The sequence below is a fragment of the Bradyrhizobium sp. Rc2d genome, assembly GCF_900099855.1.
Taxonomy (GTDB): domain Bacteria; phylum Pseudomonadota; class Alphaproteobacteria; order Rhizobiales; family Xanthobacteraceae; genus Bradyrhizobium.
Genome location: NZ_FNCU01000005.1, coordinates 1 through 23,460, shown reverse-complemented (window position 1 = coordinate 23,460; position 23,460 = coordinate 1). Strand labels below are relative to the sequence as shown.

At 64.7% G+C, this 23,460-nt stretch carries 22 protein-coding genes and 1 pseudogene; 15 read left to right on the top strand and 8 right to left on the bottom strand.

Going from position 1 to position 23,460, the window contains the following annotated elements; all coding sequences use genetic code 11:
* Positions 1-118 precede the first annotated feature (118 nt).
* The 7 genes from BLV07_RS09490 to BLV07_RS09460 all read right to left on the bottom strand — a co-directional run bounded on the left by BLV07_RS09490 (position 119) and on the right by BLV07_RS09460 (position 6,728).
* Complete coding sequence (locus BLV07_RS09490) at positions 119-979, bottom strand: alpha/beta hydrolase (RefSeq protein ID WP_091883134.1); 861 nt, start codon at positions 977-979, stop codon at positions 119-121.
* A 187-nt stretch (positions 980-1,166) separates the two neighbouring features.
* The gene (locus BLV07_RS09485; protein ID WP_091883131.1) at positions 1,167-2,471 is read right to left on the bottom strand and encodes an LLM class flavin-dependent oxidoreductase; all 1,305 of its coding nucleotides are present in this window, start codon (positions 2,469-2,471) and stop codon (positions 1,167-1,169) included.
* A 4-nt stretch (positions 2,472-2,475) separates the two neighbouring features.
* Positions 2,476-3,234 carry an ABC transporter permease gene (locus tag BLV07_RS09480; RefSeq protein ID WP_091883128.1) on the bottom strand — a complete coding sequence of 253 codons (759 nt, stop codon included), beginning with the start codon at positions 3,232-3,234 and terminating at the stop codon, positions 2,476-2,478.
* Positions 3,231-4,046, bottom strand: coding sequence for an ABC transporter permease (locus BLV07_RS09475; protein ID WP_091883124.1), 816 nt, complete (start codon positions 4,044-4,046; stop codon positions 3,231-3,233). The genes BLV07_RS09480 and BLV07_RS09475 overlap by 4 nt, the downstream gene beginning before the upstream one ends.
* Positions 4,043-5,059 (bottom strand): ABC transporter substrate-binding protein, encoded by a 1,017-nt coding sequence (locus BLV07_RS09470; protein WP_091883808.1) that lies wholly within the window; start codon positions 5,057-5,059, stop codon positions 4,043-4,045. The genes BLV07_RS09475 and BLV07_RS09470 overlap by 4 nt, the downstream gene beginning before the upstream one ends.
* A gap of 23 nt (positions 5,060-5,082) precedes the next feature.
* Entirely contained in the window at positions 5,083-5,868 is a 786-nt protein-coding gene (locus BLV07_RS09465; RefSeq protein WP_091883120.1) for a class II aldolase/adducin family protein, read from the bottom strand.
* Positions 5,865-6,728, bottom strand: a complete 864-nt coding sequence (locus BLV07_RS09460) for an ABC transporter ATP-binding protein (RefSeq protein WP_091883116.1) — start codon at positions 6,726-6,728, stop codon at positions 5,865-5,867. The genes BLV07_RS09465 and BLV07_RS09460 overlap by 4 nt, the downstream gene beginning before the upstream one ends.
* 263 nt (positions 6,729-6,991) lie before the next feature.
* On the opposite strand from BLV07_RS09460, the gene BLV07_RS09455 reads away from it, so the two are divergent.
* The 15 genes and pseudogenes from BLV07_RS09455 to BLV07_RS09385 all read left to right on the top strand — a co-directional run bounded on the left by BLV07_RS09455 (position 6,992) and on the right by BLV07_RS09385 (position 22,620).
* Positions 6,992-7,669 carry a GntR family transcriptional regulator gene (locus tag BLV07_RS09455; protein ID WP_210187792.1) on the top strand — a complete coding sequence of 226 codons (678 nt, stop codon included), beginning with the start codon at positions 6,992-6,994 and terminating at the stop codon, positions 7,667-7,669.
* A gap of 66 nt (positions 7,670-7,735) precedes the next feature.
* Positions 7,736-8,515 (top strand): SDR family oxidoreductase, encoded by a 780-nt coding sequence (locus BLV07_RS09450; protein ID WP_091883113.1) that lies wholly within the window; start codon positions 7,736-7,738, stop codon positions 8,513-8,515.
* A 7-nt stretch (positions 8,516-8,522) separates the two neighbouring features.
* Complete coding sequence (locus BLV07_RS09445; RefSeq protein ID WP_091883110.1) at positions 8,523-9,668, top strand: pyridoxal phosphate-dependent aminotransferase; 1,146 nt, start codon at positions 8,523-8,525, stop codon at positions 9,666-9,668.
* 11 nt (positions 9,669-9,679) lie between these two features.
* Positions 9,680-10,561, top strand: a complete 882-nt coding sequence (locus tag BLV07_RS09440; protein ID WP_176945434.1) for an alpha/beta fold hydrolase — start codon at positions 9,680-9,682, stop codon at positions 10,559-10,561.
* 3 nt (positions 10,562-10,564) lie between these two features.
* Positions 10,565-11,818 carry a Zn-dependent hydrolase gene (locus tag BLV07_RS09435; RefSeq protein WP_091883104.1) on the top strand — a complete coding sequence of 418 codons (1,254 nt, stop codon included), beginning with the start codon at positions 10,565-10,567 and terminating at the stop codon, positions 11,816-11,818.
* A gap of 8 nt (positions 11,819-11,826) precedes the next feature.
* Positions 11,827-12,357 (top strand): flavin reductase, encoded by a 531-nt coding sequence (locus BLV07_RS09430; protein ID WP_176945433.1) that lies wholly within the window; start codon positions 11,827-11,829, stop codon positions 12,355-12,357.
* Between the two features lie 60 nt (positions 12,358-12,417).
* Positions 12,418-12,957: pseudogene (locus BLV07_RS09425) on the top strand (branched-chain amino acid ABC transporter permease); the annotation flags it as partial.
* 160 nt (positions 12,958-13,117) lie between these two features.
* Complete coding sequence (locus tag BLV07_RS09420) at positions 13,118-14,467, top strand: ABC transporter substrate-binding protein (protein ID WP_091883805.1); 1,350 nt, start codon at positions 13,118-13,120, stop codon at positions 14,465-14,467.
* Between the two features lie 77 nt (positions 14,468-14,544).
* A complete protein-coding gene (locus BLV07_RS09415; RefSeq protein ID WP_091883097.1) occupies positions 14,545-15,423 on the top strand; it encodes an ABC transporter permease in 879 nt (292 codons plus the stop codon).
* Complete coding sequence (locus tag BLV07_RS09410) at positions 15,420-16,310, top strand: ABC transporter permease (protein WP_091883094.1); 891 nt, start codon at positions 15,420-15,422, stop codon at positions 16,308-16,310. The genes BLV07_RS09415 and BLV07_RS09410 overlap by 4 nt, the downstream gene beginning before the upstream one ends.
* Before the next feature lie 2 nt (positions 16,311-16,312).
* Positions 16,313-17,419 carry an ABC transporter ATP-binding protein gene (locus tag BLV07_RS09405; protein WP_091883091.1) on the top strand — a complete coding sequence of 369 codons (1,107 nt, stop codon included), beginning with the start codon at positions 16,313-16,315 and terminating at the stop codon, positions 17,417-17,419.
* A 21-nt stretch (positions 17,420-17,440) separates the two neighbouring features.
* The gene (locus BLV07_RS09400) at positions 17,441-17,932 is read left to right on the top strand and encodes a (2Fe-2S)-binding protein (protein ID WP_176945432.1); all 492 of its coding nucleotides are present in this window, start codon (positions 17,441-17,443) and stop codon (positions 17,930-17,932) included.
* 2 nt (positions 17,933-17,934) lie between these two features.
* Positions 17,935-20,322 (top strand): xanthine dehydrogenase family protein molybdopterin-binding subunit, encoded by a 2,388-nt coding sequence (locus BLV07_RS09395; RefSeq protein WP_091883088.1) that lies wholly within the window; start codon positions 17,935-17,937, stop codon positions 20,320-20,322.
* Between the two features lie 11 nt (positions 20,323-20,333).
* Complete coding sequence (locus tag BLV07_RS09390) at positions 20,334-21,131, top strand: FAD binding domain-containing protein (protein ID WP_091883085.1); 798 nt, start codon at positions 20,334-20,336, stop codon at positions 21,129-21,131.
* Positions 21,132-21,147: 16 nt separating this feature from the next.
* Entirely contained in the window at positions 21,148-22,620 is a 1,473-nt protein-coding gene (locus tag BLV07_RS09385; protein WP_091883800.1) for an amidase, read from the top strand.
* Between the two features lies 1 nt (position 22,621).
* Here the strand turns inward: BLV07_RS09385 and BLV07_RS09380 are convergent.
* Positions 22,622-23,460: LysR substrate-binding domain-containing protein (locus BLV07_RS09380; protein ID WP_143035373.1), on the bottom strand; the 839-nt coding region annotated here is incomplete at its 5' end.

Genomic DNA, 23,460 nt, shown 5'->3' with positions numbered 1-23,460 from the left:
CCGCGGCGATCATGGCATCATGCCCCTGTTTTGCCCGACGTATCAAAGCCATGCGCGGCGTGAATTTACCTTTGAAAAACAAAGGCGTTCTACTTTGCATGGGGTTGTTTTCGCGTTTTTAGTCCAGCAAGCGCCGCGCGGCGTCGACGAGGACGCCGTCGGGGCGCCGCATCGCTTCGAGGATAGTGAAATGGTCCGCGCCCTCGACCTGGATGAGCTTGCCCGGCGCTCCGGCAGCCGCGCGCTTCTCGTGGAAATTGATTGAATCGCACACGAGCGCCGGCAGCTCGTTGCTGCCATAGGCGATGTCGAGCCGCTTCTGCGTCACGGGCAAGCGAAGCGGCGAAAGTCGGGCGATTTCCTCATCCGTCAGCTTCAGCGCGTTGTTGAGCCCGGTATCGCGAATTGGCGCGAGATCGTAGACGCCTGAGATCGCCAGTCCCGCATGGACACTCGGATGGTCCAGCGCCATCGCTACGAGATGGGCGCCGGCGGACCAACCCGACAAGACGACCGGTCCGGCAACGCCATAGGACGCGCCATTTGCGGCAAGCCAGTCGAGCGCGCGCGGGACTTCGGCGACGATGTCGGTGAGGGACACCTCCGGCGCCAGCGAATAGCCGGGAATGGCAACCGACCAGCCATGGGCGGCGATGCCTTCGACGAGCATGGCGAACAATTCGCGCGAATTGCGCTGCCAATAGCCGCCATGCAAGAACACCAGGCAGGGCGCCTCAGGCCTGGCGGCCGGGTAGAGATCGATCTTGTTGTTCGCCCGCTGACCGTAACGCAGATCGAGATGGGATTTCAGCGTGCCTCGGAGCCGGCTAGAGGCTTCGTTCCGTTCGGCAATCAGGGCCGTGCTGTTCTTGACGGCCGCGTTGTTGTCATAGGCGGCGTCGCGTTCTGCCTGGGAAAGCTCCGGCCACCTGGTACGGGGATCGATGGGGCGGTTCAGCAAACGGTTCTCATCAACCATGTGGCCTCCGGCATAAAGTGGGCTTTAGTTCCTTGATCGGCTAGAAATCGACCTGTGCACCGGATGGCAAGAGAATTCTGTGAGCCGCCGCGTGAGGAATCCGCAAGTGCATCGGCCGCACTGAAGAGGGGCACGCGCTTGAGTTTAGTCTTGCGGATAGTCGATGTCGGGTCGCCGAGGGGGCGGCCTAGGTCGGAAAGAATGGATTGGCCGGCCGCGCCAGGCCGAGGTGATCGCGCAATGTCGTTCCCTCATACTCCGCGCGGAACAGCCCGCGCTCCTGCAGGATCGGCACGACGAGCTCGACGAAGTCATCGAAGCTTTCGTGGAAATAAGGCGGCATGACGTTGAAGCCGTCGGCGGCGTGCTTCTCGAACCAGAGCTGGAGTGTGTCGGCGATGCGCTCGGCGGAGCCGCATAGCACCCAATGGCCGCGGGCAGCGGCGGTGAGATTGTAGAGATCGCGCAGAGTCATGTTCTCGCGGCGGCCCTTGGCGAGCATGACGCTGGCAAAACTGTGATAGCTGTCGGACGGCGCAATGTCCGGGATCGGCCCGTCGAGGTCGTAGGCCGACATGTCGCGCCCGAAGCGATCGGACAGGATTGCGAGCGCATTGCTGCCGCTGACAAAGCTCTGGAGCACGTTGAGCTTCTCGAATGCCTCCTTGTCGGTGCGGCCGACGACGGGCATCACGCCCGGCAGAACCGTGACGTCCTCGGCCCTGCGTCCAAATGCGGGCAGGCGCGTCTTGAGCGCAGCATAGCCGGCCTTGGCCTCTTCGATGTCCTGCACCACCGAGAACACGATATCGGCGGTGCGCGCGGCAAGCGCCTGGCCGGCCTCGGAGCCGCCGGCCTGAAGCACGACGGGCTGGCCTTGCGGGCTGCGACCGATGTTGAGCGGCCCCATCAGCTTGAAGAACGCGCCGTCATGGTCGATCGGGCGCAGCTTCGCCGGATCGATGTAAAGGCCGCTGCTGCGGTCAGCGACGATGGCATCGTCCGCCCAGCCGTCCCAGAGGCCCTTGACGACATCGAGGAATTCGCCGGCCATCTCGTAGCGGCGGGCGTGGTCGGGATGGGTGGTGCCGAAATTCGCTGCCGTCGCCGGATTGGCCGTCGTCACCGCGTTCCACGCCGCGCGCCCCTTAGAGATGTGATCGAGCGAAGCAAAGACACGCGCGACCGAGAACGGATCGCTGTAAGTGGTCGAGACGGTGGCGCCGAGCCCGATATGGCTGGTCGAAGTCGAAAGCGCGGCGAGCATCGTCAGCGGCTCGAGCCGCAGCGTATAGGAGGGATGGGCGGCTGCATCGGCATAGAGATTGTCGCCCATGAAGATCAGGTCGAACTTGCCGCGCTCGGCAGTGCGGCCGATCTCCTGGATCGCCGCGAAATCCTGGAAGCTGTCGATCGCGCCGGGATAACGCCAGCCTGCGACATGGCTGCCGGTGCCCAGGATGAACAGGCCGAGATGCATCTGTCGTTTCATGGCGTCATGTCCAGAACAGGAGTTTTCGCTCGAGGAAGCCGACCAGGCCGAAGAAGGCGAGGCTCGCCGCAGAGGCGACGAAGATCGCCGACCAGACCTGGACGAAATCGATCTGGAGCACGGCCTGGTAGATCACCCAGCCGAGCCCGCCATGCGCGCCGAGCATCTCGGTGACGATCGCCACGATCACGCTGCGCACCGTGGAGACGCGCATGCCGGCGAGCAGCAGCGGCAGGGCGGTCGGCAGACGCAGGCGCCACAATACGCTGAAGCGGCTTGCGCCAAAACTCTTCATGAGGTCGACGGCGCGGCGATCGACCCGGTCGAGCCCGGCGAGCATCGACAGCAGGATGGTAAAGCTCACCGCCATCGCCACCATCACGATCTTCGAGCTGACGCCGATGCCGAACCAGAGCAGGATCAGCGGCGAATAGCCGACTACGGGCACCGAATTGATCGCGGTTGCGAGCGGCAGGATCGCGCTACGCGATGCCGGCACCAGTGCGATGGCGACGGCAAGGCCGATACCGATCAGGCAGCCGAGCCCGTAACCGACCAACGCCTCAAGGAGAGTGTAGCCGGCGGCATCGGTCAGCGTCGCGCGTTTGGACCAGAGGCCCGCAACGATGTCACTGACCGCGGGGAGTACATAGGCCGGCAGATGCAGTCCGCGCGCCACGCCCTCCCAGCATGCGATCAGGAGGAGGGCACCGAGAACGCCGCGCTGGACAGCGAGCGAGGGAGAGGCGAGCGCCCGGCTCATTGCTCGGCGCTCCAGAATACGAGGCGCCGCTCGACCGCCGCGACCACCGCATAGAACCCGGTGCCTAGCAGGGCGGCGGCGAGCAGGGCGCCCCAGATCGCAACGACGTTCTCGGTGAACATGGCCTGGAGCAGCAAGACGCCGAGCCCGGTGGTGTCGCCGAACCATTCGCCGACGATGGCGCCGACGAGGCTCAGCGATGCGGCGAGCCGCAACGCAACAAATATCTGCGGCAGCGCGGTCGGAAGCTGCAACCGCAGCAGGAGCTGGCGGTTGGAGGCGCCGAAGCTGCGCATCAGCGCGACCTGCTTGGGATCGACGGTCTCGAGGCCCAGCAGCGTATTTACCGTCACCGGAAAGAAGGTCAGATAGAACGCAATGATCGCCTTGGCGAGCAGCGTGTTGCCGAACCACAGCACCACCAGCGCGCCGAAGGCGATGACCGGAATGGTCTGCGACACCACGAAGATCGGAAAGACCATCTCGCGCAGCGCGCGGACGCGGAAGAATACGATCCCCATGAGCACGCCGAAAGCGCCGCCGGACGCAAAGCCGATCAGCGTCTCCGCAAGCGTGCGTAGGAAACCGTCGACATAGGCGCGCGGCGTCGCCGCCATCGCCATCAGGATCGTGCTGAGGCGCGGCAGATAATAGGGGCGGATGCCGAACAGCAGCACCGCGCCTTCCCAGATCACCGCCGCAATGGCGAGGCCGAGCAGGAGCCGGATCAGCCTGCGCAGCGAATCCGGCATCGTGATCGGCCGCGTCGCGGCGGCGGCCTCACTGAGCGATGTCGCGGCAGGGCTGCTCACGGCAGCCTGTCCGCCACGGGGACGCTCTGGATGAAGCTTGCGTCATAGGCAGCGGCGAGATCGACCGGCTTGGAGATCACGCCGTACTTCAGGAAGAAGTCGTGCGCGGTCTTGACCGCGTCCGCGTCGATCCAGAACAGGCCGTTCTTCGCCGCCGCGCCTGATGTCATCAGGCGCTTCACCTCGGTGAGCATGAATTCCTGCTGCGCGCGGTCGAGCGTCGGGGCAGCGGCCATCACGGTGTCGACGGCGCCCTTGGGATCGGAGAAGGCGTCCTTCCAGCCCTTCAGCGAAGCGCGCAAAAACGCCTTGACCAGCTCCGGCTTCTCCTTGGCGGTCGCCTCGGCCACGATCAGCGTGTCGCGCGGGAAGGTGATGCCGTAATCTTCGGCGACGAAGGTCTTCAGGCTGTCCTTCGGCATGCGCGACTGGATGGTGTAGAACTCGTTGTAATAGGTCGCCGTGACCACATCGACGCTGCCGTCGACGAAAGGCGTCACCGACACCTGCTGCGGCTGGATCTTCAATTCATCCGGCTTGATGCCTTCCTTGGCCAGCATGCCGTTGAGCACGTGGTTGGCACCGGTGAACCAGGTGGTGACGGTCTTGCCCTTGAAGTCCTGGATCGTCTTCACCGGCCCGTCCTTGCGGGTGACGAAGATGAACGGCGTGATCTGGTGCGAGACGCCGATGCAGACGATCGGCAGCCCCTTGTCGCGCGCGGCGAACACGCTGTCGGTGCCGCCGGACAGACCGAACGTGTCGGCGCCGGTCGCGACCAGGTTCTCGGTGAGCAGATTGGGCCCGCCGGGATTGATGGTGAGGTCGATGCCCTCGGCCTTGTAATAGCCCTTGGCTGCGGCGACATAGAAGCCGGCGAACTGCGCCTGCGGCAGCCATTTCAGGCGCAGGCTCGCCTTCTGCAACTCGGCGGCGGGCGCGGCCGTGACAAGCAAGCCAGTTGCCAGCGCGATGGCGGAGAGGACGGAGAAGGCGTGGCGTCGGCTCAACATGGTCATACTCCAGGCGATGAAAATCAATTGCGGTAAGAAGGATCGGTGCGATCGAGCTGTCGCATCAGCGCGGGCCATTCGCGTTCGCCGGGCACGAGAATGTCGCCCTGCAATTCCCAGAACTGGCGCGCGGCCTTCTCGCAGACCTCGTGCGGCGGCATCACCAGCGTGGCGCCGGAAGCGGCGGCGGCCTGCATCTGAAGCTGGATCCGCGCGGCGCGCTCGAAATAATAGAGCAGCATGAAGGCCTCGCCCGGCGTCCGGCCGACGGTGAGGATGCCGTGGTTGCGCATCAGCATCACCTTGTGTGGGCCGAGATCGCGCACGAGCCGAACCTGCTCGTCGAGGTCGATGGCGACGCCTTCGTAGTCGTGGAAGGCCTGGCGGTTGTAGAAGCGCATCGCGAACTGGCTGAGCGGCAACAGGCCCTTCTCCTGCCCGGAAACCGCAACGCTCGCGTCGGAATGGGTGTGCAGCACGCAGGCTGCATTGTGGTTCGAGGTGTGGATCGCGGCATGAATGACGAAGGCGGCGACGTTGATGGCCTGCGGCGTGTCGTCGAGCTTGTTACCTTGAGTGTCGATCTTCACCAGGCTCGACGCCGTGATCTCGTCGAACAGCAGCCCGTAAGGATTGATCAGGAACTGATCCTCAAAGCCGGGCACGCGCAAGGAGATGTGATTGTAGATCAGGTCGTCCATGCCGAGCCTGGCGACCATGCGATAGCAGGCCGCGAGCTTGATGCGGGCCTCCCATTCGGCCGGTTCGATCCCGCGCGGCGCGGGCTCTCTGGCTGACATCGCGTTCACTGCGGCTTCTCCTGCGCGATGGAGGATTGGAACGATTTCATGCTTTCCTCCTCGATCGCATCGAGCAGGGTGCGCTTGAGGCGGACGAATTCGGGGGCGGTGACGATCTCCGGCCGGCGCGGGCGGGGCAGGTCGACGACCTGTTCGAGCTTCACCGCGCCCGGACGCGCGGTCATGACCAGCACGCGGTCGCCGAGGAAGATCGCCTCGTCGACGTCATGGGTGATGAAGAGAATGGTGCGGCGGTATTTTTGCCAGACGTCGAGCAGCCAGCGCTGCATCATCGCTCGCGTCAGCGCGTCGAGCGCGCCGAACGGCTCGTCCAGCAGCATCAGGTCGCGCTCGAACAGGAAGGTGCGCATCAGGGCGACGCGCTGGCGCATGCCGCCGGACAATTGATTGGGATATTGCTTCTCGAAGCCGGCGAGGCCGAACTCGGGCAGCATCTTCAGCGCCTTGGCGCGCGCCTGATCGCGCGGCATGCCCTCGACCTCGAGCGCGAGGATGGCGTTGTCGACCACGTTGCGCCAGGGAAACAGCAAGTCGCGCTGCGGCATGAAGGAGACGCGGCCGAGCAGGTCGGCGGCATGACAGCTCTTGTCCTCGAAGCGCAGGATGCCGCCGGCGTCGGGCTCCTCGAGGCCGGCGACGATATTGAAAAGGGTGCTCTTGCCGCAGCCGCTGGGGCCAACGACGGTGACGAACTCGCCGGGAGCGATGCTCGCCTGAAGTCCCGACAGAGCCGCAACGGAGCCGAAGGTCTTGTCGACGGCACGCAGTTCGAGCAGCGGCTCAGGCTTGGGCTGAGCCTGCGGGGCTTCGGTGGCCGGGCCGGGATGGGGGAAGCGGGCAGTCTGCACCGGGACGTCCTTGTATAATGGCGGCAGTCATTCGCATACGAAAGCGGGCCGCGTTGAAATCTCTTAGCAACTCGTGTGCCAGTGCCATTTCCCAGCAAATCAGGCATAAGACTTGCGAGATCGCTGACGAAAACGCCGGTGAGACGAGCGTCTCCGAGAGCGAATAGGTCATTTTGCTGGGATATGAAGGCCTTTATGTATACGTATATTGGCGTCGGAGAAACATGATGGCGGACATTGGTGCACATGGCGGAGGCAGACGCGTGAAAAATGGGCACGAAATCCTTCCGGCGATCCCCGGGATGACGCTCGCCGAAAGCCTGCGCCTGAAGCTGGAAGGCGCTATCGCAGCTGGCCATCTGGAGCCGGGCAGCCGGCTCGATGAGCAGGAGATCGCCCAACGCTTCGGCGTCTCGCGCACGCCGGTGCGAGAGGCGTTCCGCCTCATGGCTGCCAACAATCTGGTCGAGCTGCGCGGCCGGCAGGGAGCGACGGTCCGCAGCATCAAGGCGCAGGCGCTGATCGAGATGTTTCAGGTCATGGCGGAGCTCGAAGGGCTCTGCGCGCGGCTTGCCGCAAGGCGCGTGTCCCAGGCCTGGGGTTCGGAAATTGGCGAGATTCACCAGCGGCTTGTCGCGCAAGGCGAAACCGGTGACATCGACGTCTTCTACGACATCAATCAGGAATTTCACGAAGCGATCTACGAGGCTTCGCGCAACAGCTTCCTCGCCGATCAGACCCGCAAGCTGCGCAATCAGGTGGCCGCCTATCGCCGCCGGGTGACGCGCATGCCGAACCGGATCGCCGATACCGTCCGCGAGCACGAGGCGATCATGCAGGCGATCCTGGCGCACGATCCGGAGCGAGCGCACAGCGCCATGCGGGACCACGTCAACCTGCTCGGTGACAACCTCCTGGACTTCCTCGCCGCCTTCGAATGATTGTCGACCTCTTGGTATGCAAATTGCTAGACCTTGTATATCTAGCTCGCATCCTGGAGACCCGGAGTGGACCTGAAGCTGACGAACAAGACCGCCCTGATCACCGGCGCGTCGAAAGGAATTGGACTTGCGGTGGCCGAGCTCTTCGCCACGGAGGGGTGCCATCTGCATCTCGCCGCCCGCAACGGCGAGGCGATGCTCGAGGCCAAAAAGCAGCTCGAAGCCCGCCATGGCGTGAAGATCACCATCCATGCGCTCGACCTGTCGAGCACGGCTGCAATGGAGAAGCTCGCGGCCGAGGTCGGCGACATCGACATCCTCATCAACAATGCCGGCGATATCCCGGCCGGCTCGCTGGAAATCCTCGACGACGCTGCCTGGCGGCGCGGCTTCGATCTCAAGGTGTTCGGCTACATCACGCTGTCGCGTCTCTATTATCCGCGGATGAAGGGCAAGGATGGCGTCATCATCAACATCATCGGCAATTCCGGCGAGAACTGGGACGCGAGCTACATCGCCGGCTCGACCGGCAATGCGGCGCTGATGTCCTTCACCAAGGCGCTCGGCGGCCGCAGCCTCGACCACGGCGTGCGCGTCGTCGCGGTCAATCCGGGACCGGTCGCGACCGACCGCATGCTCAAGATCATGAAGCGCAAGGCGATCGACATGCTCGGTGACGAAAACCGCTGGGAGGAGCTGTTTGACAAATATCCGGGCAAACGGCCCGCGACATCGGAAGAGGTCGCCGATCTCGTCGCCTTCCTGTCCTCGCCGCGGTCCGGCTACATCACGGGCACGGTGGTGACGATCGACGGCGGCATCGCCGCGCGCGGCTCGGTGATCTGAGGCGCCGATGTCAGGAGCGCAATCGGCGGCGCTGGTCCGCAACCGCTATTTCGACGAGCTCTCGGCGACGCCGAGACTCTATTGGCTCGGCCAGAACACCAACCATATCGAGAGCCACCCCGCCGTGCGCGAGGCCATGCTGCGCTCGATCGAGGCGGGCGAGTTCAACGCCTATGCCCCGCCACTCGGCTTCGAGGCGCTGCGCGCGGCGATCGTCGCCGATCTCGGCACGCCCGGCGCCGAGGCGCTGGTAACCGAGGGCGGCGTCAACGCACTGGCGATGATCTGCCGCGCGCGCTGCAAGCCGGGCACCACGCTGGTCACGACCGATCCGACCTGGAAATGGCCGTGCCTGTTCGCGCGACAGCAGGGCGCCGAGGTGATCGAGATCCCGATCTACGATCCCGCCTGCAACTACCGCCTGACACCTGAAGCCTTGAAGGCGAATGTCGATGAGCGCACCGCGATCATCTATCTCGTCGACCCCAACAATCCGCTCGGCATCCGCTATACCCGCGAGGAGATCGAGAGCTTTGCGGCGATCGCGCGCGATTGCGACGCGCTGCTGGTGCACGACTGCACCTATCGCGATTTCTCCGACGGCCACACGCCGGCGCTTCAGGTGGCCCCGAAAGGCTCCGTCGTCTCGACCAGCTTCTCGAAATGGCTCGGGCTTGCAGGCCTGCGCATCGGTGCGCTAGTCGCCGCGCCAGATCTGTTCGAGGAATTGGCGCAGACTTCCACCAGCGTGCTTGGCGCAAGCGTCATCGCGCAACGCGCGGCGCAGGCGGGGCTGTCGGTCAAGGCCGAATGGATGAAGAAGGTCCGCAGCACCGATCGCGCCAACAAAGCGATGATCCAGGAGGCGGCGGCCGCGATCGACGGATTGGCGCTGCCGATCATGCCTTCGCATGGCAACTTCCTAGTGCTGGAAACCATCGCAGCCGGCATCCGCCCGGAGGCGCTGGTCGAATGCTTTCGCCGGCAGGGCATCATGATCCGCCAGGGCACCTATCACACCCAGCGCTTTGGCGACCGCTTCGTGAAGATCAGCACCTCGGTGCCGCAGGCGTGGGTCGAAAAACTCTGCACGCTGCTGCCGGAGATGGTGGCGCAAGCGCGCGAGCTCAACGACCTGCCGCCGCAATTCTAGGGACGATGCCGATGAAGATGATCACTGCGGAGGACGGCGTGAAGCTCCATGTGGAAGAGGCCGGCGAGGGCACGCCGATCCTCTTCATCCATGAATTCGGCGGTAATCACGCAAGCTGGGAGCCGCAACTGCGCTATTTTAGCCGTCGCCATCGCTGCATCACCTATGCCGCGCGAGGCTATCCGCCGTCGGACGTGCCTGACAGCGTGGAGGGCTATTCACAGGCGATCGCCGCGGACGACGCGGTCGCCGTGCTCGATGCGCTCGGTATAGAGAAGGCGCACATCGTTGGCCTTTCCATGGGCGGGTTCTGCACGGTGCATTTCGGCCTGCGCACGCCGGAGCGCGCGCTGTCACTCACCGTGGCCGGTGCAGGCTATGGCTGCGAGAAAGAGTTCGAGGAGTATTTTCGCGGCGTCTCGCGCGAAGTGGCTGACAATTTCGAGAAGCAGGGTGCGAAGGAGTTTTCGAAGATCTACACGCTCGGTGCGAGCCGGGTGCAGTTCCAGAACAAGGATCCGCGCGGCTGGCAGGAATTCGCCGATCGCCTCGCCACCCATTCCGATCGCGGCGCTGCCAATACCATGCGTGGCGTGCAGGCGCGGCGGCCGTCGTTCTATGATCTCGAAGACGGTTTGAAAAAGATGATGGTGCCGACGCTGGTTATCGTCGGCGACGAGGACGACCACTGTCTCCAGCCCGGCATCTTCCTGAAGAAGACCATTCCCGCCTGCGGCCTCTCGGTCTTCCCCAAGACCGGCCACACGCTCAATCTCGAAGAGCCGGCGGCATTCAACACGCTGCTCGCCGAGTTCATCGCCCAGGTCGAGGCAGGACGCTGGCTGCCGCGCGATCCGCGCGCGCTGCAGGGCCAGATCATGCGCACGAAGTAGTCGATGACGAGCCAGCCTCTGATCAACGCCGACCGGCTCTGGACCCGTTTGATGGCGCTCGCCGAGATCGGCGCGACGGCGGCCGGCGGGGTCAACCGCCAGGCGCTGAGCGACGGTGAGATCGCCGCCTGGCGACGTGTGATCGGCTGGGGGCGCGAGGCGGATTTGACGCCGTCCACAGATGCTGCGGGAAACCTGTTCCTGACGCTGGCCGGCCGCGACCGCGCCGCACCGTCGCTTCTGCTCGGCAGTCATCTCGACAGCCAGCCGACAGGCGGGAAGTTCGACGGCGCCGCCGGCGTGATGGCGGCACTCGAAGCGGCGGTCTCGCTCGCTGAGCAAGGCGAAAAGCCTGCGCGCGATATCATCATCGTCGCCTGGATGAACGAGGAAGGCTCACGCTTCGCCCCGGGCATGATGGGCTCGGAGGCCTTCACGGGTGAGCGCGACATGACGGTCATCCGCGCCGCGCGCGATACAGACGGCATCAGTGTCGGCGAGGCGCTCGACCGCCTTCACCAGGCTTTCGCTGATGTGCCGCACCGGCCGCTCGGCTTTGCCGCCGGGGCCTATCTCGAACTGCACATCGAGCAGGGACCGCTGCTGGAAGCGGCTGCCTGCACCATCGGAGTCGTTACCGGCATCCAAGGCAAGAAGACCTTTCAGGTGGTGGTCGAGGGCGCCGAGGGCCACGCCGGTACGCTGGCGCAGTCGGAGCGGCGCGATGCGCTCGCGGCCTTTGCTCGTGTGGCGGCTGCGCTCCATGCCGAGATCGGCGCCGTCGATGCCGACGTCAAGTTCACCATCGGCCGGGTTGCTGTCGTGCCGAACGCGCCGTCGGTGGTGCCGTCGCGCGTCAGCTTCAGCATCGATCTGCGTCATCCCGATAATACGGTACTCGATGCGGCTGGCACGCGCATCACGGCTCTGTGCCAGGAGAATGCCCCGCCGTGCACGGTCACGGTGACGCCGCTCGTGGATGCGCCGTCGAACGTTTTCGCTCCGCGCCTGCGCGCGAGCATCGCGAAGGCAGCGCGGGAGCAGGGGCATTCCGCCATGGCGATTCTCTCCGCCGCCGGTCACGATGCCCGTCATCTCGCAAAAGTCTGTCCGGCCGCGATGATCTTCATCCCGTGCCGCGACGGGGCGAGCCATGTCGAGCACGAATGGGCCGAGCCCGATCACGTCGCTGCCGGCGCCGCCGTGTTGGCACAGGTGCTGCGCGAGCTCGCCTTCGCGCCTGCCATCGAGGTGTGAGGACATCGATGCAGGATGTGGCTCCTCGGGACTACCGTGACGCGATGGCCTGTCTCGGCGCGGCCGTCAACATCGTCACGACCGACGGTGCTGCGGGCCGCGCCGGATTCACGGCCTCCGCGATTTGCAGCGTTACAGATGATCCACCGACGCTTCTGGTTTGCATCAATCGTTCCTCCTCGACCTATTCCAGCGTGACGCGCAACAAGGTGGTGTGCGTCAACGTGCTCTCGGCGAGGCACGAGCAACTGTCCCGCCTGTTCGGCGGAAAGGTGCCTGCCGAGGGACGCTTTGCCGCCGCGGCGTGGTCGACGCTGGCAACCGGCGCGCCGGTGCTGGCCGACTGTGCCGCCGCGTTCGACTGCCGGATTGCGGATGTCGTCAATGTCGGCACGCATGATGTGCTGTTCTGCCGGGTCGTCGCGCTGCAAAGATCCGGCTGCACCGACAATCTGATCTATTTCGGCCGCGCCTACCACACGATCGGGGCGACCAATCCGGCTGAGGCTGGACTCGAATCCGCTCGTGGCCCATCCTGATGGCGCCCGCGGCTATCGCCAGCCGTTCCCCAGCGCCCCGAGCGCGACGCCGAAGGGAACACGTTCACCGTCTGCGGGACGGTCGGCTTCTACTACCTGGTCCTCGCCATTGCCGCGATCGCCACGCTGGTCGCCTTCCTCATCGTCCGTTCATCGGCCGGGCGGAAAATGATCGCCATCCGCGAGAACGAGACGCCGGCAGAATCCGTCGGCATCCCCACCCGGCACTACAAGTTGGTGGTGTTCATGTCAGCGCCACCTTCGCCGGCCTCGGCGGTAGCCTCTATGCGCACTACCTCACTGTCGTCAGTCCGCTCACGTTCCAGATGTACCATTCGACCACCATGCTGATCATGGTGCTCGGCGGCGGCGCCGGGACCATTTCGGACGTCATCTTCGGCAGCCTGCTGTTCGTCGATCTCACCGAAGCGCTACGAGTCGCGCTGGAGGCTACGCATGATCACCTATGCCTTCTTCCTGCTCGGGCTCGTGTTCTGGTTTCCCAGCGGGTTTTCGCCGAAACGAAAGACCAGAGAATCTTCTCTTCATCGCGACCGGTACATATGCCCTGCTGCGTTCATGAGCCGCCTGCCGAGATGAAGTGCAGAGAGTTGAGGCATTAGTGGCGCTTATGCCGTGAATTGTTACTTCCAATTTTACTTCGCAAAATCCCGCCCCTAGCCTCACGCGCAACTGATCACATCCGCAGCCGGTCAATGGCGATCGGGGCGAGCGTTCATCGTAACCAATGGGGGTTGCCATGTCTGACAGGATTAAGGGGACATCCACTTCCGATCCGGCGGGAACGGAAGCGAGATCTGCGAAAAAGCTGAGCCGGCGCACGCTGTTGAAGGGGGTAGCCGCAATTGCGGGCGCGGCCGTGGGGTCGGACGCGATCCGCGGATTCCCGACCATCTGGGCGCAGGAGATCAAGGACATCGAGCTCCGCCATGTCGGCGTGTCCTATTCGGTGGTGAAGGCGATCGGCGACCAGGCCGCCAAGGATCTCGGCTTCAAGGTGACGATGCAGAACCTCGACACCTCCGCCGCCATCAACCGCTTCATAAGCCAGCCTAATACGGTCGATATCGCCGATCTCGAGGGCTGGCAGGCGAAACTCGCCGCCAAGCGCGGCGTGATCCAGGGCATCGAGGTCAAGAAGATCAAGGAGTTCGACAACATCCTGCCGATCTTCACCAAGGGTGAGATCGACGGCCACAAGATCCCGCGCCAGGGCATCTCGCCCTATGAAGCCATGTACATCGCGAAGCCCGATGCGACGGATCTCAACGACGGCGTCACCGGATGGGCGACCTTCCTGCCGCAGGTCTACAACGCCGACTCCATCGGCTATCGCCCCGACCTCGTCGGCCATGAGGTGACCGAGTGGAAGGACCTGATCGATCCCAAGTTCAAGGGCAAGGCCGCTATCCTCGACGTGCCCGCGATCGGCATCATGGATGCGGCGCTCTGCTTCGAGAGCGCCGGGCTGATCAAGTACGGCAACAAGGGCAACATGACCAAGGAGGAGATCGACTTCACCTGCAACAAGCTGATCGAGCTGAAGAAGCAGGGCCAGTTCCGCGCGACCTGGACCACCTTCGACCAATCGGTGCAGCTGATGGCGGCGGGCGAGGTCATCATTCAGTCGATGTGGTCGCCGGCGGTCGCGGCGGTCCGCGTCAAGGAAATTCCCTGCGTCTACGCGCCCGTCAACGTCAAGAACGGCAAGGAAGGGTACCGCGGCTGGTGCAACGGCATGGGCCTGATGAAGCATCTCTCCGGCAAGAAATTGGATGCGGCCTATGAATATCTCAACTGGTACCTCTCGGGCTGGCAGGGCGGCTTCGTCGCGCGCTACGGCTATTACAGCCCGGTGCCCTCGACCGCGAAGAAATTCCTGACACCGGCGGAATGGGCGTTCTGGTACGAGGGCCAGCCCGCGCCAGAGGTGGTCAACGATCCCTACGGCGTTGCTATGGAGAAGGCCGGCACCAAGCGTGACGGCGGCTCGTTGCTCGACCGCGTCAAGAACATCTCCTGCTGGAACACGCTGATGGACGAGGCCGCCTACATGAACAAGCGCTGGAACGACTTCAAGGTGGCCTGAAACCTGCTTTCCCTGACGAAAGGCGACGGCGCGGCGACGCGCCGGCGGGTGAGATTGACGTCGAGGCGTTCGCTGACATGCAGCCGAGTCCAACTCCATCGCGATCCAATCTGGCCGGCTGGCTCTACGTCTCGCCGCTTGTCCTGGTGCTCGTGCCCTTCTTCGTGGCGCCGATCCTTGTCGTGCTGGCCGCGAGCTTCTTCGCCACCGACGGCTTTGGCGGGCTGACGCCGGGCTTCACGCTGGCGAGCTACGTCGAGGTTCTGCACTCGGCGCTGACGCTGAAACTGTATCTGGCGACGATCAAGTTCACGGTGCTGACCTGGATCTTCACGCTGATCATCGGCTTCTTCGTCGCCTACTTCCTGGTGTTCCACGTCCGCAACCAGCTGCTCGCCATCGGCCTGTTCCTGTTGTGCACGGTGCCGTTCTGGACCTCGAACATCATCCGGATGATTTCCTGGATTCCACTTCTGGGAAAGGAAGGTCTGATCAACCAGGCGCTGCTTGGAATGGGCGTGATCCGCCAGCCACTGGACGTGCTGCTGTTCTCCGACCTCGCGGTGGTCATCGCCTATGTCCACCAGCTCACGATCTTCATGATCGTGCCGATCTTCAATTCGATGGCGCGGATCGACAAGAAGCTGGTCGAGGCGGCGATCGACGCCGGCGCCAGCCGATTCGACATCATGCGCCTGATCGTGGTGCCGATGTCCAAGAGCGGCATGGCGCTCGGCACCATCTTCGTGGTCTCGATCGTGATGGGCGATTTCTTCGTGGTCAAGGTGATGTCCGGCGGTGGCTCCGCCTCGGTGGTCAGCGCGTTCTACGAGGACGTCGGCGTGCTGCAATATCCGACCGCGGCCGCGAGCGCAGTGGTGCTGACGCTGGTGCTGATCGCAATCGTGTCGCTGATCCTGCGCACCGTCGATATCCGGCAGGAGATCACCCGATGAGCGCCGTTCTCGCCGACATGCCGGAGAAGATCGCGCCTGCAACCAGCAGGGCGATCGCGCCGAGCAAGGGCGGGCGCCCTTGGACGTTCTACGTGTTGGCAGCGCTGTTCACGTTCTATGTACTCGCGCTCTACGGGCCGATGTTTTGCATCTATATCCTGTCGTTCCAGGACATCCGCGGCGGCCTCGTATTCCCGATGAAGGGCCATTCGATGCACTGGTTCGTCGATCTCTTCACCCAGGTCCGCACCGGCGACGTCAAGGGCTCGTTCGACCGCTCGATCAAGCTCGCGGTCATCGTCACCATCATCACGGTGGTAGTGTCGTTCCTCGCCGGCCTCGGCTTCCGCAAGCGCTTTTGCGGCGACACGATCGTCTTCTACATGATGATCGGCAGCCTGGTCGCGCCCGGCCTCGTGCTCGGTCTCGGCACCGGCCTGCTGTTCCAGGCGCTCGGCCTGAATGCCAGCTGGTACACCTCGGCACTCGGCGCCCAGCTGTCCTGGACGCTGCCATTCGGCGTGCTCGTGATGTTCGCCGTGATGTCGCGCTTCAACCACGTCTGGGAGGAGGCGGCCTACGATCTCGGCGCCAGCCGCTGGCAGTCGATCCGGCTGGTGATGATCCCGGTGCTGGCGCCCGGCCTCGTTGCGGTCGCGCTGTTCGGCTTCACGCTGTCCTATGACGAATTCGCCCGCAGCCTTCAAACCGCGGGCTCGCTGAACACGCTGCCGCTGGAAATCTGGAGCATGACGCTGAACGTCACCTCGCCCTCGCTCTACGCGCTCGGCACGGTGACCACCATCGTCTCCTTCATCGTGATCGGTGCCAGCCTCGGCACCATCGTGCTGATCCAGAAGACGCGCGGCAGCCGGGCAAAGGGATAGGAATGAAGAACGATCGCGGCGATATCGAACTGGCGGGCGTCTGCAAGAGTTTTGACGGCGTCACCAATGTGGTCGACGGCGTAAACCTGAAGATTGCGGACGGCGCCTATTGCTGCTTCATCGGCCCCTCCGGCTGCGGCAAGACCACGATCCTGCGCATGATCGCGGGCCACGAGGATCCGACCGCAGGCGAGATCGTCATCGGCGGCCAAAACGTCGTCGGGCTTGCGCCGGTGCATCGCCGCACGGCGATGATGTTCCAGTCCTATGCGCTGTTCCCTCATCTGACCGTGCGAGAGAATATTGCCTTTGCCCTGCGCGTGCGCGGCATGTCCAAGACTGATCGTCTGCGTGCGGCAGACGCGATGATCGAGAAGGTGCGGCTGACGCAATTCGCCGATCGCTTGCCGGCCCAGCTCTCCGGCGGCCAGCAACAGCGGGTGGCGCTGGCGCGTGCGGCGATCACCGAGCCGCGCGTGCTGCTGCTCGACGAGCCGCTGTCGGCGCTCGATGAGCAGCTCCGCGTCCAGATGCGGCAGGAGCTCAGGCGGATGCAGCAGGAGCTCGGCATCACCTTCATCCACGTCACCCATACCCAGCTCGAGGCGATTGCGCTCGCCGACCTCGTCGTGGTGATGGAGCAGGGCAAGATCAAGCAAGCCGGACCGGCGCGTGAGGTCTACGCTCATCCGCACGACCGTTACGTCGCGGAGTTCATGGGTGGCCAGAACGTGCTGTCGGGCCGCGTCGAGAAGGTCAACGGTGCAAGCTTCACGCTCGCGCAGGCGGCTCCCTCAGGCATCGAGGTGCCGCTTCAGGCGCGCCCGTCCGTCAGCGTCGGCGACAAGGTCGATATCGCGGTGCGCCGCGACGATGTCGCGCTGGTCAGGCCGGGCAGGGACTTGCCGCCGGGTTGCACCACGTCGCTGCCGAGCCGGGTGCTCGCGATCGAATACCAGGGCTATTTTGTCAAGGTCATGCTCGACACCGTGCCGGACGACGAGTTCGTCGCCTATGTGCCCGAGAAGACCTTCTTCGCAGATCCCTTCACCGTGGGAGATGTCGTGATGGCCACTTGGGCCACCGGCAGCGCGCTTCCACTCGCCTAAAGACCCGTCGCGCACAGGAGTATGATCGTGCAAATATCCTTCACACTCAACGGACGGCCAACCACTGTCGATGTCGAGCCCGCAACGCTCGTCGCCGAGCTCTTGCGCGAGCAGCTCAATCTTACCGGCACGCATATCGGCTGCGATACCAGCCAGTGCGGCGCCTGCGTGGTGCACCTCAATGGTCTTCCCGTTAAGAGCTGCACGTTGTTGGCGCCCGCGCTGGATGGCGCGACACTGCTCACGATCGAAGGTCTGCAAGGCGCGCCGGGCGCGAACCGGATGCATCCGATGCAAGAGGCGTTTCGCGAGCATCACGGCCTGCAATGCGGCTTCTGCACGCCGGGCATGCTGATGACGGCCGTGGCGCTCGCGACCGAGAAGCCGGACCTGACGGAGGCCGATGTCCGTCATGGCCTCGAAGGCAACATCTGCCGCTGCACCGGCTACCAGAACATCGTCGTCTCGGTCATGGCCGGCGCCGCCGCCATGAACGCCGCCAAGGGAGAGTGACCATGGGCAATGTGATCGGCATCGGCGCCGCACCGAAGCGGAAAGAGGACCAACGCTTTCTCACCGGCCGCGGCAATTACGTCTCCGACATCAAGCGCCCCGGCATGACGGCGGGCGTGTTCGTGCGCTCGCCGCACGGCCACGCGGTGCTGCGCGGCATCGACAAGAGCGCAGCGCTGGCTTCGCCCGGCGTCATCGCGGTGCTGACCGGCGACGATGTCGCCGACGATGGACTGGGTTCACTGCCCTGCGGTTGGGGCATCGCGGACGCCAAGGGCGTGCCGATGAAGGAGCCGCCGTTCCCGATGCTGGCCCAGGACAAGGTGCGCTTCGCCGGCGACATGATCGGTTTCGTCGTCGCGGAGACGCCGGAGCAGGCCAATGCGGCGGCTGAACTGCTGAAGGTCGACTACGAGGTGCTGCCCTCCGTAGTCGGCGTGCTCGAGGCAATCCGGCCGGACGCGCCGCAATTGTTCGACGACGTGCCGAACAACATTTGCTGCGACTGGGAGCTTGGCGACAAGGCCGCGGTCGAGGCTGCGTTCAAGAAGGCGGCGCATGTCGCCAAGCTGAGCCTCGTCAACAACCGCCTGATCGGCAATCCCATGGAGCCGCGGGCGGCGGTCGCCGAATATGAGCCGGGCACTGATCGCTTCACGCTGTGGACCACGAGCCAGTTCCCGCATGTCGTGCGCTTCCTGATGGGGGCGCTGGTGCTGAACATTCCCCAGCACAAGCTGCGCGTGGTCGCGCCCGATGTCGGCGGCGGGTTTGGTGTCAAGCAGTTCCATTACGGCGAGGAGGCCGTAATCACATGGGCGGCCAAGCGCGTGAGGCGGCCGGTGAAATGGGTCGCGAGCCGCTCGGAGGGCTACGTCTCCGATCGTCACGGCCGCGATCACGTCACCGAGGCCGAGCTCGCGCTCGACGAGACTGGAAAATTCCTCGCCTTCCGCGTCAACACGCTCGCCAATATGGGCGGCTATCTCTCGACCTTCGGACCAAACATCCCGACCAATCTTTATGGACCGCTGCTCGGCGGCGTCTACACCACGCCAGCGATCTACTGCAACGTGAAGGTGGTCTTCACCAACACCGTACCGGTCGACGCCTATCGTGGCGCAGGACGGCCCGAGGCGACCTTCGTGCTGGAGCGCATCGTTGACGTCGCGGCCAGCGAGATGGGGATTGACCGCGTCGAGATCCGCCGCCGCAACATGATCCCGAAGGAAGCCTATCCGTACCAGACGCCGGTGCTGGTGCACTATGATTCCGGCGATCCCATGGGCTGCCTCGACGGCGCGCTTGTCGCCGCCGACGTCAAGAATTTCGGCGTACGCAAGGCGGCATCCGCCAGCAAGGGCAAGTTTCGCGGGCTCGGTTACTCCACCTATGTCGAGGCTTGCGGCCTCGCGCCGTCGCGCTTCGCCGGACGGCTCGGTGCGCGCGGCGGTCTCTATGAGAGCGCCACGGTGCGTGTGCATCCGACCGGCCAGGTGACGGTTATGATCGGCACGCACAATCACGGCCAGGGCCACGAGACGACCTTCGCGCAGATCGTTTCAGACAAGCTCGGCGTCGCGTTCGAGAATGTCGACATCGTGTTCGGCGACACCGACCGTGTGCAGTTCGGCATGGGCACCTACGGCTCGCGCTCACTGGTCGTCGGCGGCGCCGCCCTGTCGAAGGCGACCGACAAGGTGATCGTCAAGGGCAAGAAGATCGCCGCGCATCTGCTCGAAGCGTCCGAAGCCGATATCCACTTCGAGGCCGGCAAGTTTTCCGTCGCCGGCACGGACCGCATCAAGACCTTCGAGGAGATCGCAGGTGCGGCCTATGTGCCGCACAATTATCCGCTCGAGGTGCTGGAGCCGGGGCTGGAGGAGCAGGCCTATTACGACCCCGTCAACTTCACCTATCCCGGCGGTTGCCACATCGCCGAGGTCGAGGTCGATCCCGAGACCGGTACGGTGATGCTGGTGAACTACACCGCGGTCGATGACGTCGGCACGGTCATCAACCCGATGATCGTCGAGGGCCAGCTGCATGGCGGTATCGTGCAGGGTGTCGGCCAGGCGTTGTTCGAGAACGCGGTCTATGACGAAGGATCGGGCCAGCTGCTGTCGGGCTCGCTGATGGATTACTGCATGCCGCGCGCCGACCATCTGCCGATGATGAAAGTCGCGACGCATTCGACGCTCTGCACGCACACCCCGATGGGCGTGAAGGGCTGCGGCGAGGTCGGCACCATCGGATCGCCCGCCGCCGTCATCAATGCGGTGGTCGATGCACTCTCGCATCTCGGCGTCACCCATGTCGACATGCCGGCGACGCCGAACCGGATCTGGCGCCTGCTGCAAAACGCGTCGCTGCCGGTCGCGGCGGAATAGGGAGGACCAAAATGAAACCGTTTGCCTACCATCAGCCGGATCAGATTCCCGGCGCGGCGAAGCTCCTGACCTCGATCGCGGACAGCAAGCTCGTTGCCGGCGGGATGACGCTGATCCCGACGCTGAAGCAGCGGCTGGCCAGTCCGTCTGCGCTGGTCGATCTGTCGAAGCTCGGCTCGCTGAAGGGCATCACCGACGGCGGCGCGACCATCACGATTGGCGCGATGACCCCGCATGCGGTGGTCGCAGCGTCCAAGCTGGTACAGACGAAAATTCCGGGGCTGGCGGCGCTGGCCTCGATGATCGGCGACCCCGCCGTGCGCAGCCGCGGCACCATCGGCGGCTCGGTCGCCAACAACGATCCGGCGGCTGACTATCCCGCCAGCGTGCTCGGCCTCGGCGCGACCGTCATCACCAGCACGCGTGAGATCGCTGCCGACAAGTTCTTCCTCGGGCTGTTCGAGACGGCGCTTGAACCCGACGAGATCATTACTGCCATCCGCTTTCCGGTGCCGCTCAAGGCAGGCTACGCGAAATTCAAGGCGCCGGCTTCCCGTTATGCGCTGGTCGGCGTGTTCGTCGCGAAATTTGCCGATGGCGTTCGCGTCGCCGTCACTGGCGCGGGGCCAGGCGTGTTCCGTGTACCGCCGATGGAGGCGGCGCTGTCGGGCAATTTCGATCCCTCCGCGATCGCGGCGATCAAGATCGACAATGACGGCCTCACCTCCGACATCCATGCCGAAGCCGATTACCGGGCGCATCTCGTCACGGTGATGGCCAAGCGCGCCGTCGACGGGGCGCTCAGCTAATTCTTCAGGGTTGATGATGACTGATGGTCCCGGCCGAACGGCCTTCCCGCCGGCGCCGACTGATCTTGGCGCGCTCTCTGTTACCGAGATCATGGCCGGCTACCGGCGCAAGACGTTCACCCCGCGCGATGTCGTCGACGACACCATCGCCGCGCTTCAGGCGACGAACGAGGCCTGCAACGCGGTGGTGACGCCGATGTACGAGCAGGCGAGGGCGGAGGCCGATCGTCTCACCCGGGAGATGCGGGCGGGGGAGGCCACGGGGCCACTTGCCGGCGTGCCTGTTACGATCAAGGATCTCGTCTTCGTCGCAGGCGTGCCGGCCTATGCCGGCTCGCCGATGAACAAGGCGTTCGTGCCCGATGTCGATGCTGCCGTGGTGTCGGCGCTGAAGGCTTCGGGCGCCATCATCACTTGCAAGACCACCACCTGCGAGTCCGGTTACAAGCTGACCGCGGACAGCCCGGTCACCGGCACGACGCGCAATCCTTGGAATCTCGGCCGTACCAGCGGCGGCTCGAGCGGCGGTGCGGCGGCGGGTGTGGCCGCCGGCTGCGGCCCGATCGCGATCGGCACCGACGGCGTCGGCTCGATCCGCGTGCCCTCGTCCTTCTGCGGCGTATTCGGCCTGAAGCCGACATTCGGCCTCGTGCCGCGCTCGCCCGGCTTCTCGCCGCCGTCCTGGGCTTCGCTCGCCCATACCGGACCGATCACGCGCACGGTGGCGGACGCCGCGCTCACGCTGGAGATTATTGCCGGCTATGATATGCGCGATGCCGCAAGCCTGCCGGTACCATCCCGCCGCTTCGACACCAACGCCGCGCCGTTGAACGGAATCCGCATCGGCGCCAGCGTCGATCTCGGCTACGGCGCCGTCAGTCCCGAAGTGAGAGCAGCGTTCAACAAGGCGCTTGCCATTCTCGATTCTTGCGGCGCGCAGGTGACCATGGATGGTCCGGGCCTCGACCCCGGTATTCTCGAACACACCTTGAAGCCGATCGCCTTCACCGAGCAGGCGGCGGCGGTCGCGACCAGGACCTCGGCCGAACTCGCAAGCTCCGAGGCCGATTATCGCGACGTCGTCAGCGCCGGTCGGCACTACAGCGGCACGGACTATATCGAGGCCGGCTACCGGCGCGGCCAGGCGCGCAATGCGTTCCTGAAGTTGTTCGAGCGCGTCGATGCGCTGGTGACCCCGACCGTCGCGGTGACCGCGTTCGAGGCTGGGCAGATCGGCGTCGGCTCGATCGACGGCCGCGAGGTGGACCCGCATCTTGGCTGGTCGCCCTTCACCTGGCCGATCAATCTCGCCGGCCTTCCGGCGGCAACGCTCCCCTGCGGCTTCGACAGCGACGGCATGCCGATTGGCCTCCAGATTGTCGCGACCTGGCTCGACGAGCCTACGATCTTCAGCATCGCCGCCGCGTTCGAGGCGGCGCAGCCCTGGGCGAAGTTCTGGCCGCAGCTGGCGCTGCGCCAGAAGGCGTGAGCTAGGACAGCTCGATCGGCGCCCCGCGGCCGCCGAGCTCTTCATCGAGCCGCAGATAGTGCGCGAGATAGTCGTGCAGCGCCGTCGCGGCCTTGGACGTTGCGCCGCTCGACTTGTAGAGCAAGAGCTCGATCTTCGGCAGCGGCGGTAGCCCCTCATTCGGCCCGATTTCGCGCATCGCCGGCACCAGCGCGCTGCGGCCCAGCACGGTCACGGCTATGCCCGCGAAAGCCGCGGCCTGAAGACCACCGACGCTTTCGCTGACGCAGGCGATGCGCCAGCGCAAATTCGCGCGCTCCAGCGTGTCGATGGCGTAGTCGCGATAGATGTTGCCGGGCGGCAAGAGCGCCAGCGGAATCGGGCGCTCCTGATGCGCGGCGGATTGCTCGCCGGTCATCCAGACCAGTTGCTCGCGCCGCACCACCTGGCCGCCGGTGAAATCGTTCATGCGCGTAACCAGCGCGATGTCGACGTCGCCGCGCTTGACGAGGCCGACTAGCGGTGTCGAGAGCGCGCAGTTGAGCTCGACCTGCACGCGCGGAAAGGATTTCCGGAACACGCTGAGGATCTGAGGCAGCATGAAAGCGGCATAGAGATCGGGCGTGCCGAGCACGACTTGGCCCTCGATCTCCTGTGACGCCAATTGCGAAATCAGCTCGTCATGCAACCTCAGGATGGATTTGGCGTAGGTTAGGACGATGGTGCCGTCGTCGGTCAGCGTCAGCCTGCGGCCGCCATGCTCGAACAATTGCTTTCCGGTCAGTTCCTCCAGCCGCTGCAATTGCAGAGTGATCGCCGGCTGCGTGCGGCCCAGCCGTCGCGCTGTCTCGGTGATGCTGC

Excerpts from the sequence above, each read along its gene's own strand:
- BLV07_RS09470 (WP_091883808.1), bottom strand. The coding sequence starts at position 5,059 with ATGTTGAGCCGACGCCACGCCTTCTCCGTCCTCTCCGCCATCGCGCTG.
- BLV07_RS09420 (WP_091883805.1), top strand. The coding sequence starts at position 13,118 with ATGTCTGACAGGATTAAGGGGACATCCACTTCCGATCCGGCGGGAACG.
- BLV07_RS09395 (WP_091883088.1), top strand. The coding sequence starts at position 17,935 with ATGGGCAATGTGATCGGCATCGGCGCCGCACCGAAGCGGAAAGAGGAC.
- BLV07_RS09410 (WP_091883094.1), top strand. The coding sequence starts at position 15,420 with ATGAGCGCCGTTCTCGCCGACATGCCGGAGAAGATCGCGCCTGCAACC.
- BLV07_RS09400 (WP_176945432.1), top strand. The coding sequence starts at position 17,441 with ATGATCGTGCAAATATCCTTCACACTCAACGGACGGCCAACCACTGTC.
- BLV07_RS09490 (WP_091883134.1), bottom strand. The coding sequence starts at position 979 with ATGGTTGATGAGAACCGTTTGCTGAACCGCCCCATCGATCCCCGTACC.
- BLV07_RS09445 (WP_091883110.1), top strand. The coding sequence starts at position 8,523 with ATGTCAGGAGCGCAATCGGCGGCGCTGGTCCGCAACCGCTATTTCGAC.
- BLV07_RS09430 (WP_176945433.1), top strand. The coding sequence starts at position 11,827 with ATGCAGGATGTGGCTCCTCGGGACTACCGTGACGCGATGGCCTGTCTC.
- BLV07_RS09480 (WP_091883128.1), bottom strand. The coding sequence starts at position 3,234 with ATGAGCCGGGCGCTCGCCTCTCCCTCGCTCGCTGTCCAGCGCGGCGTT.
- BLV07_RS09435 (WP_091883104.1), top strand. The coding sequence starts at position 10,565 with ATGACGAGCCAGCCTCTGATCAACGCCGACCGGCTCTGGACCCGTTTG.
- BLV07_RS09405 (WP_091883091.1), top strand. The coding sequence starts at position 16,313 with ATGAAGAACGATCGCGGCGATATCGAACTGGCGGGCGTCTGCAAGAGT.
- BLV07_RS09485 (WP_091883131.1), bottom strand. The coding sequence starts at position 2,471 with ATGAAACGACAGATGCATCTCGGCCTGTTCATCCTGGGCACCGGCAGC.
- BLV07_RS09385 (WP_091883800.1), top strand. The coding sequence starts at position 21,148 with ATGACTGATGGTCCCGGCCGAACGGCCTTCCCGCCGGCGCCGACTGAT.
- BLV07_RS09390 (WP_091883085.1), top strand. The coding sequence starts at position 20,334 with ATGAAACCGTTTGCCTACCATCAGCCGGATCAGATTCCCGGCGCGGCG.
- BLV07_RS09440 (WP_176945434.1), top strand. The coding sequence starts at position 9,680 with ATGAAGATGATCACTGCGGAGGACGGCGTGAAGCTCCATGTGGAAGAG.
- BLV07_RS09415 (WP_091883097.1), top strand. The coding sequence starts at position 14,545 with ATGCAGCCGAGTCCAACTCCATCGCGATCCAATCTGGCCGGCTGGCTC.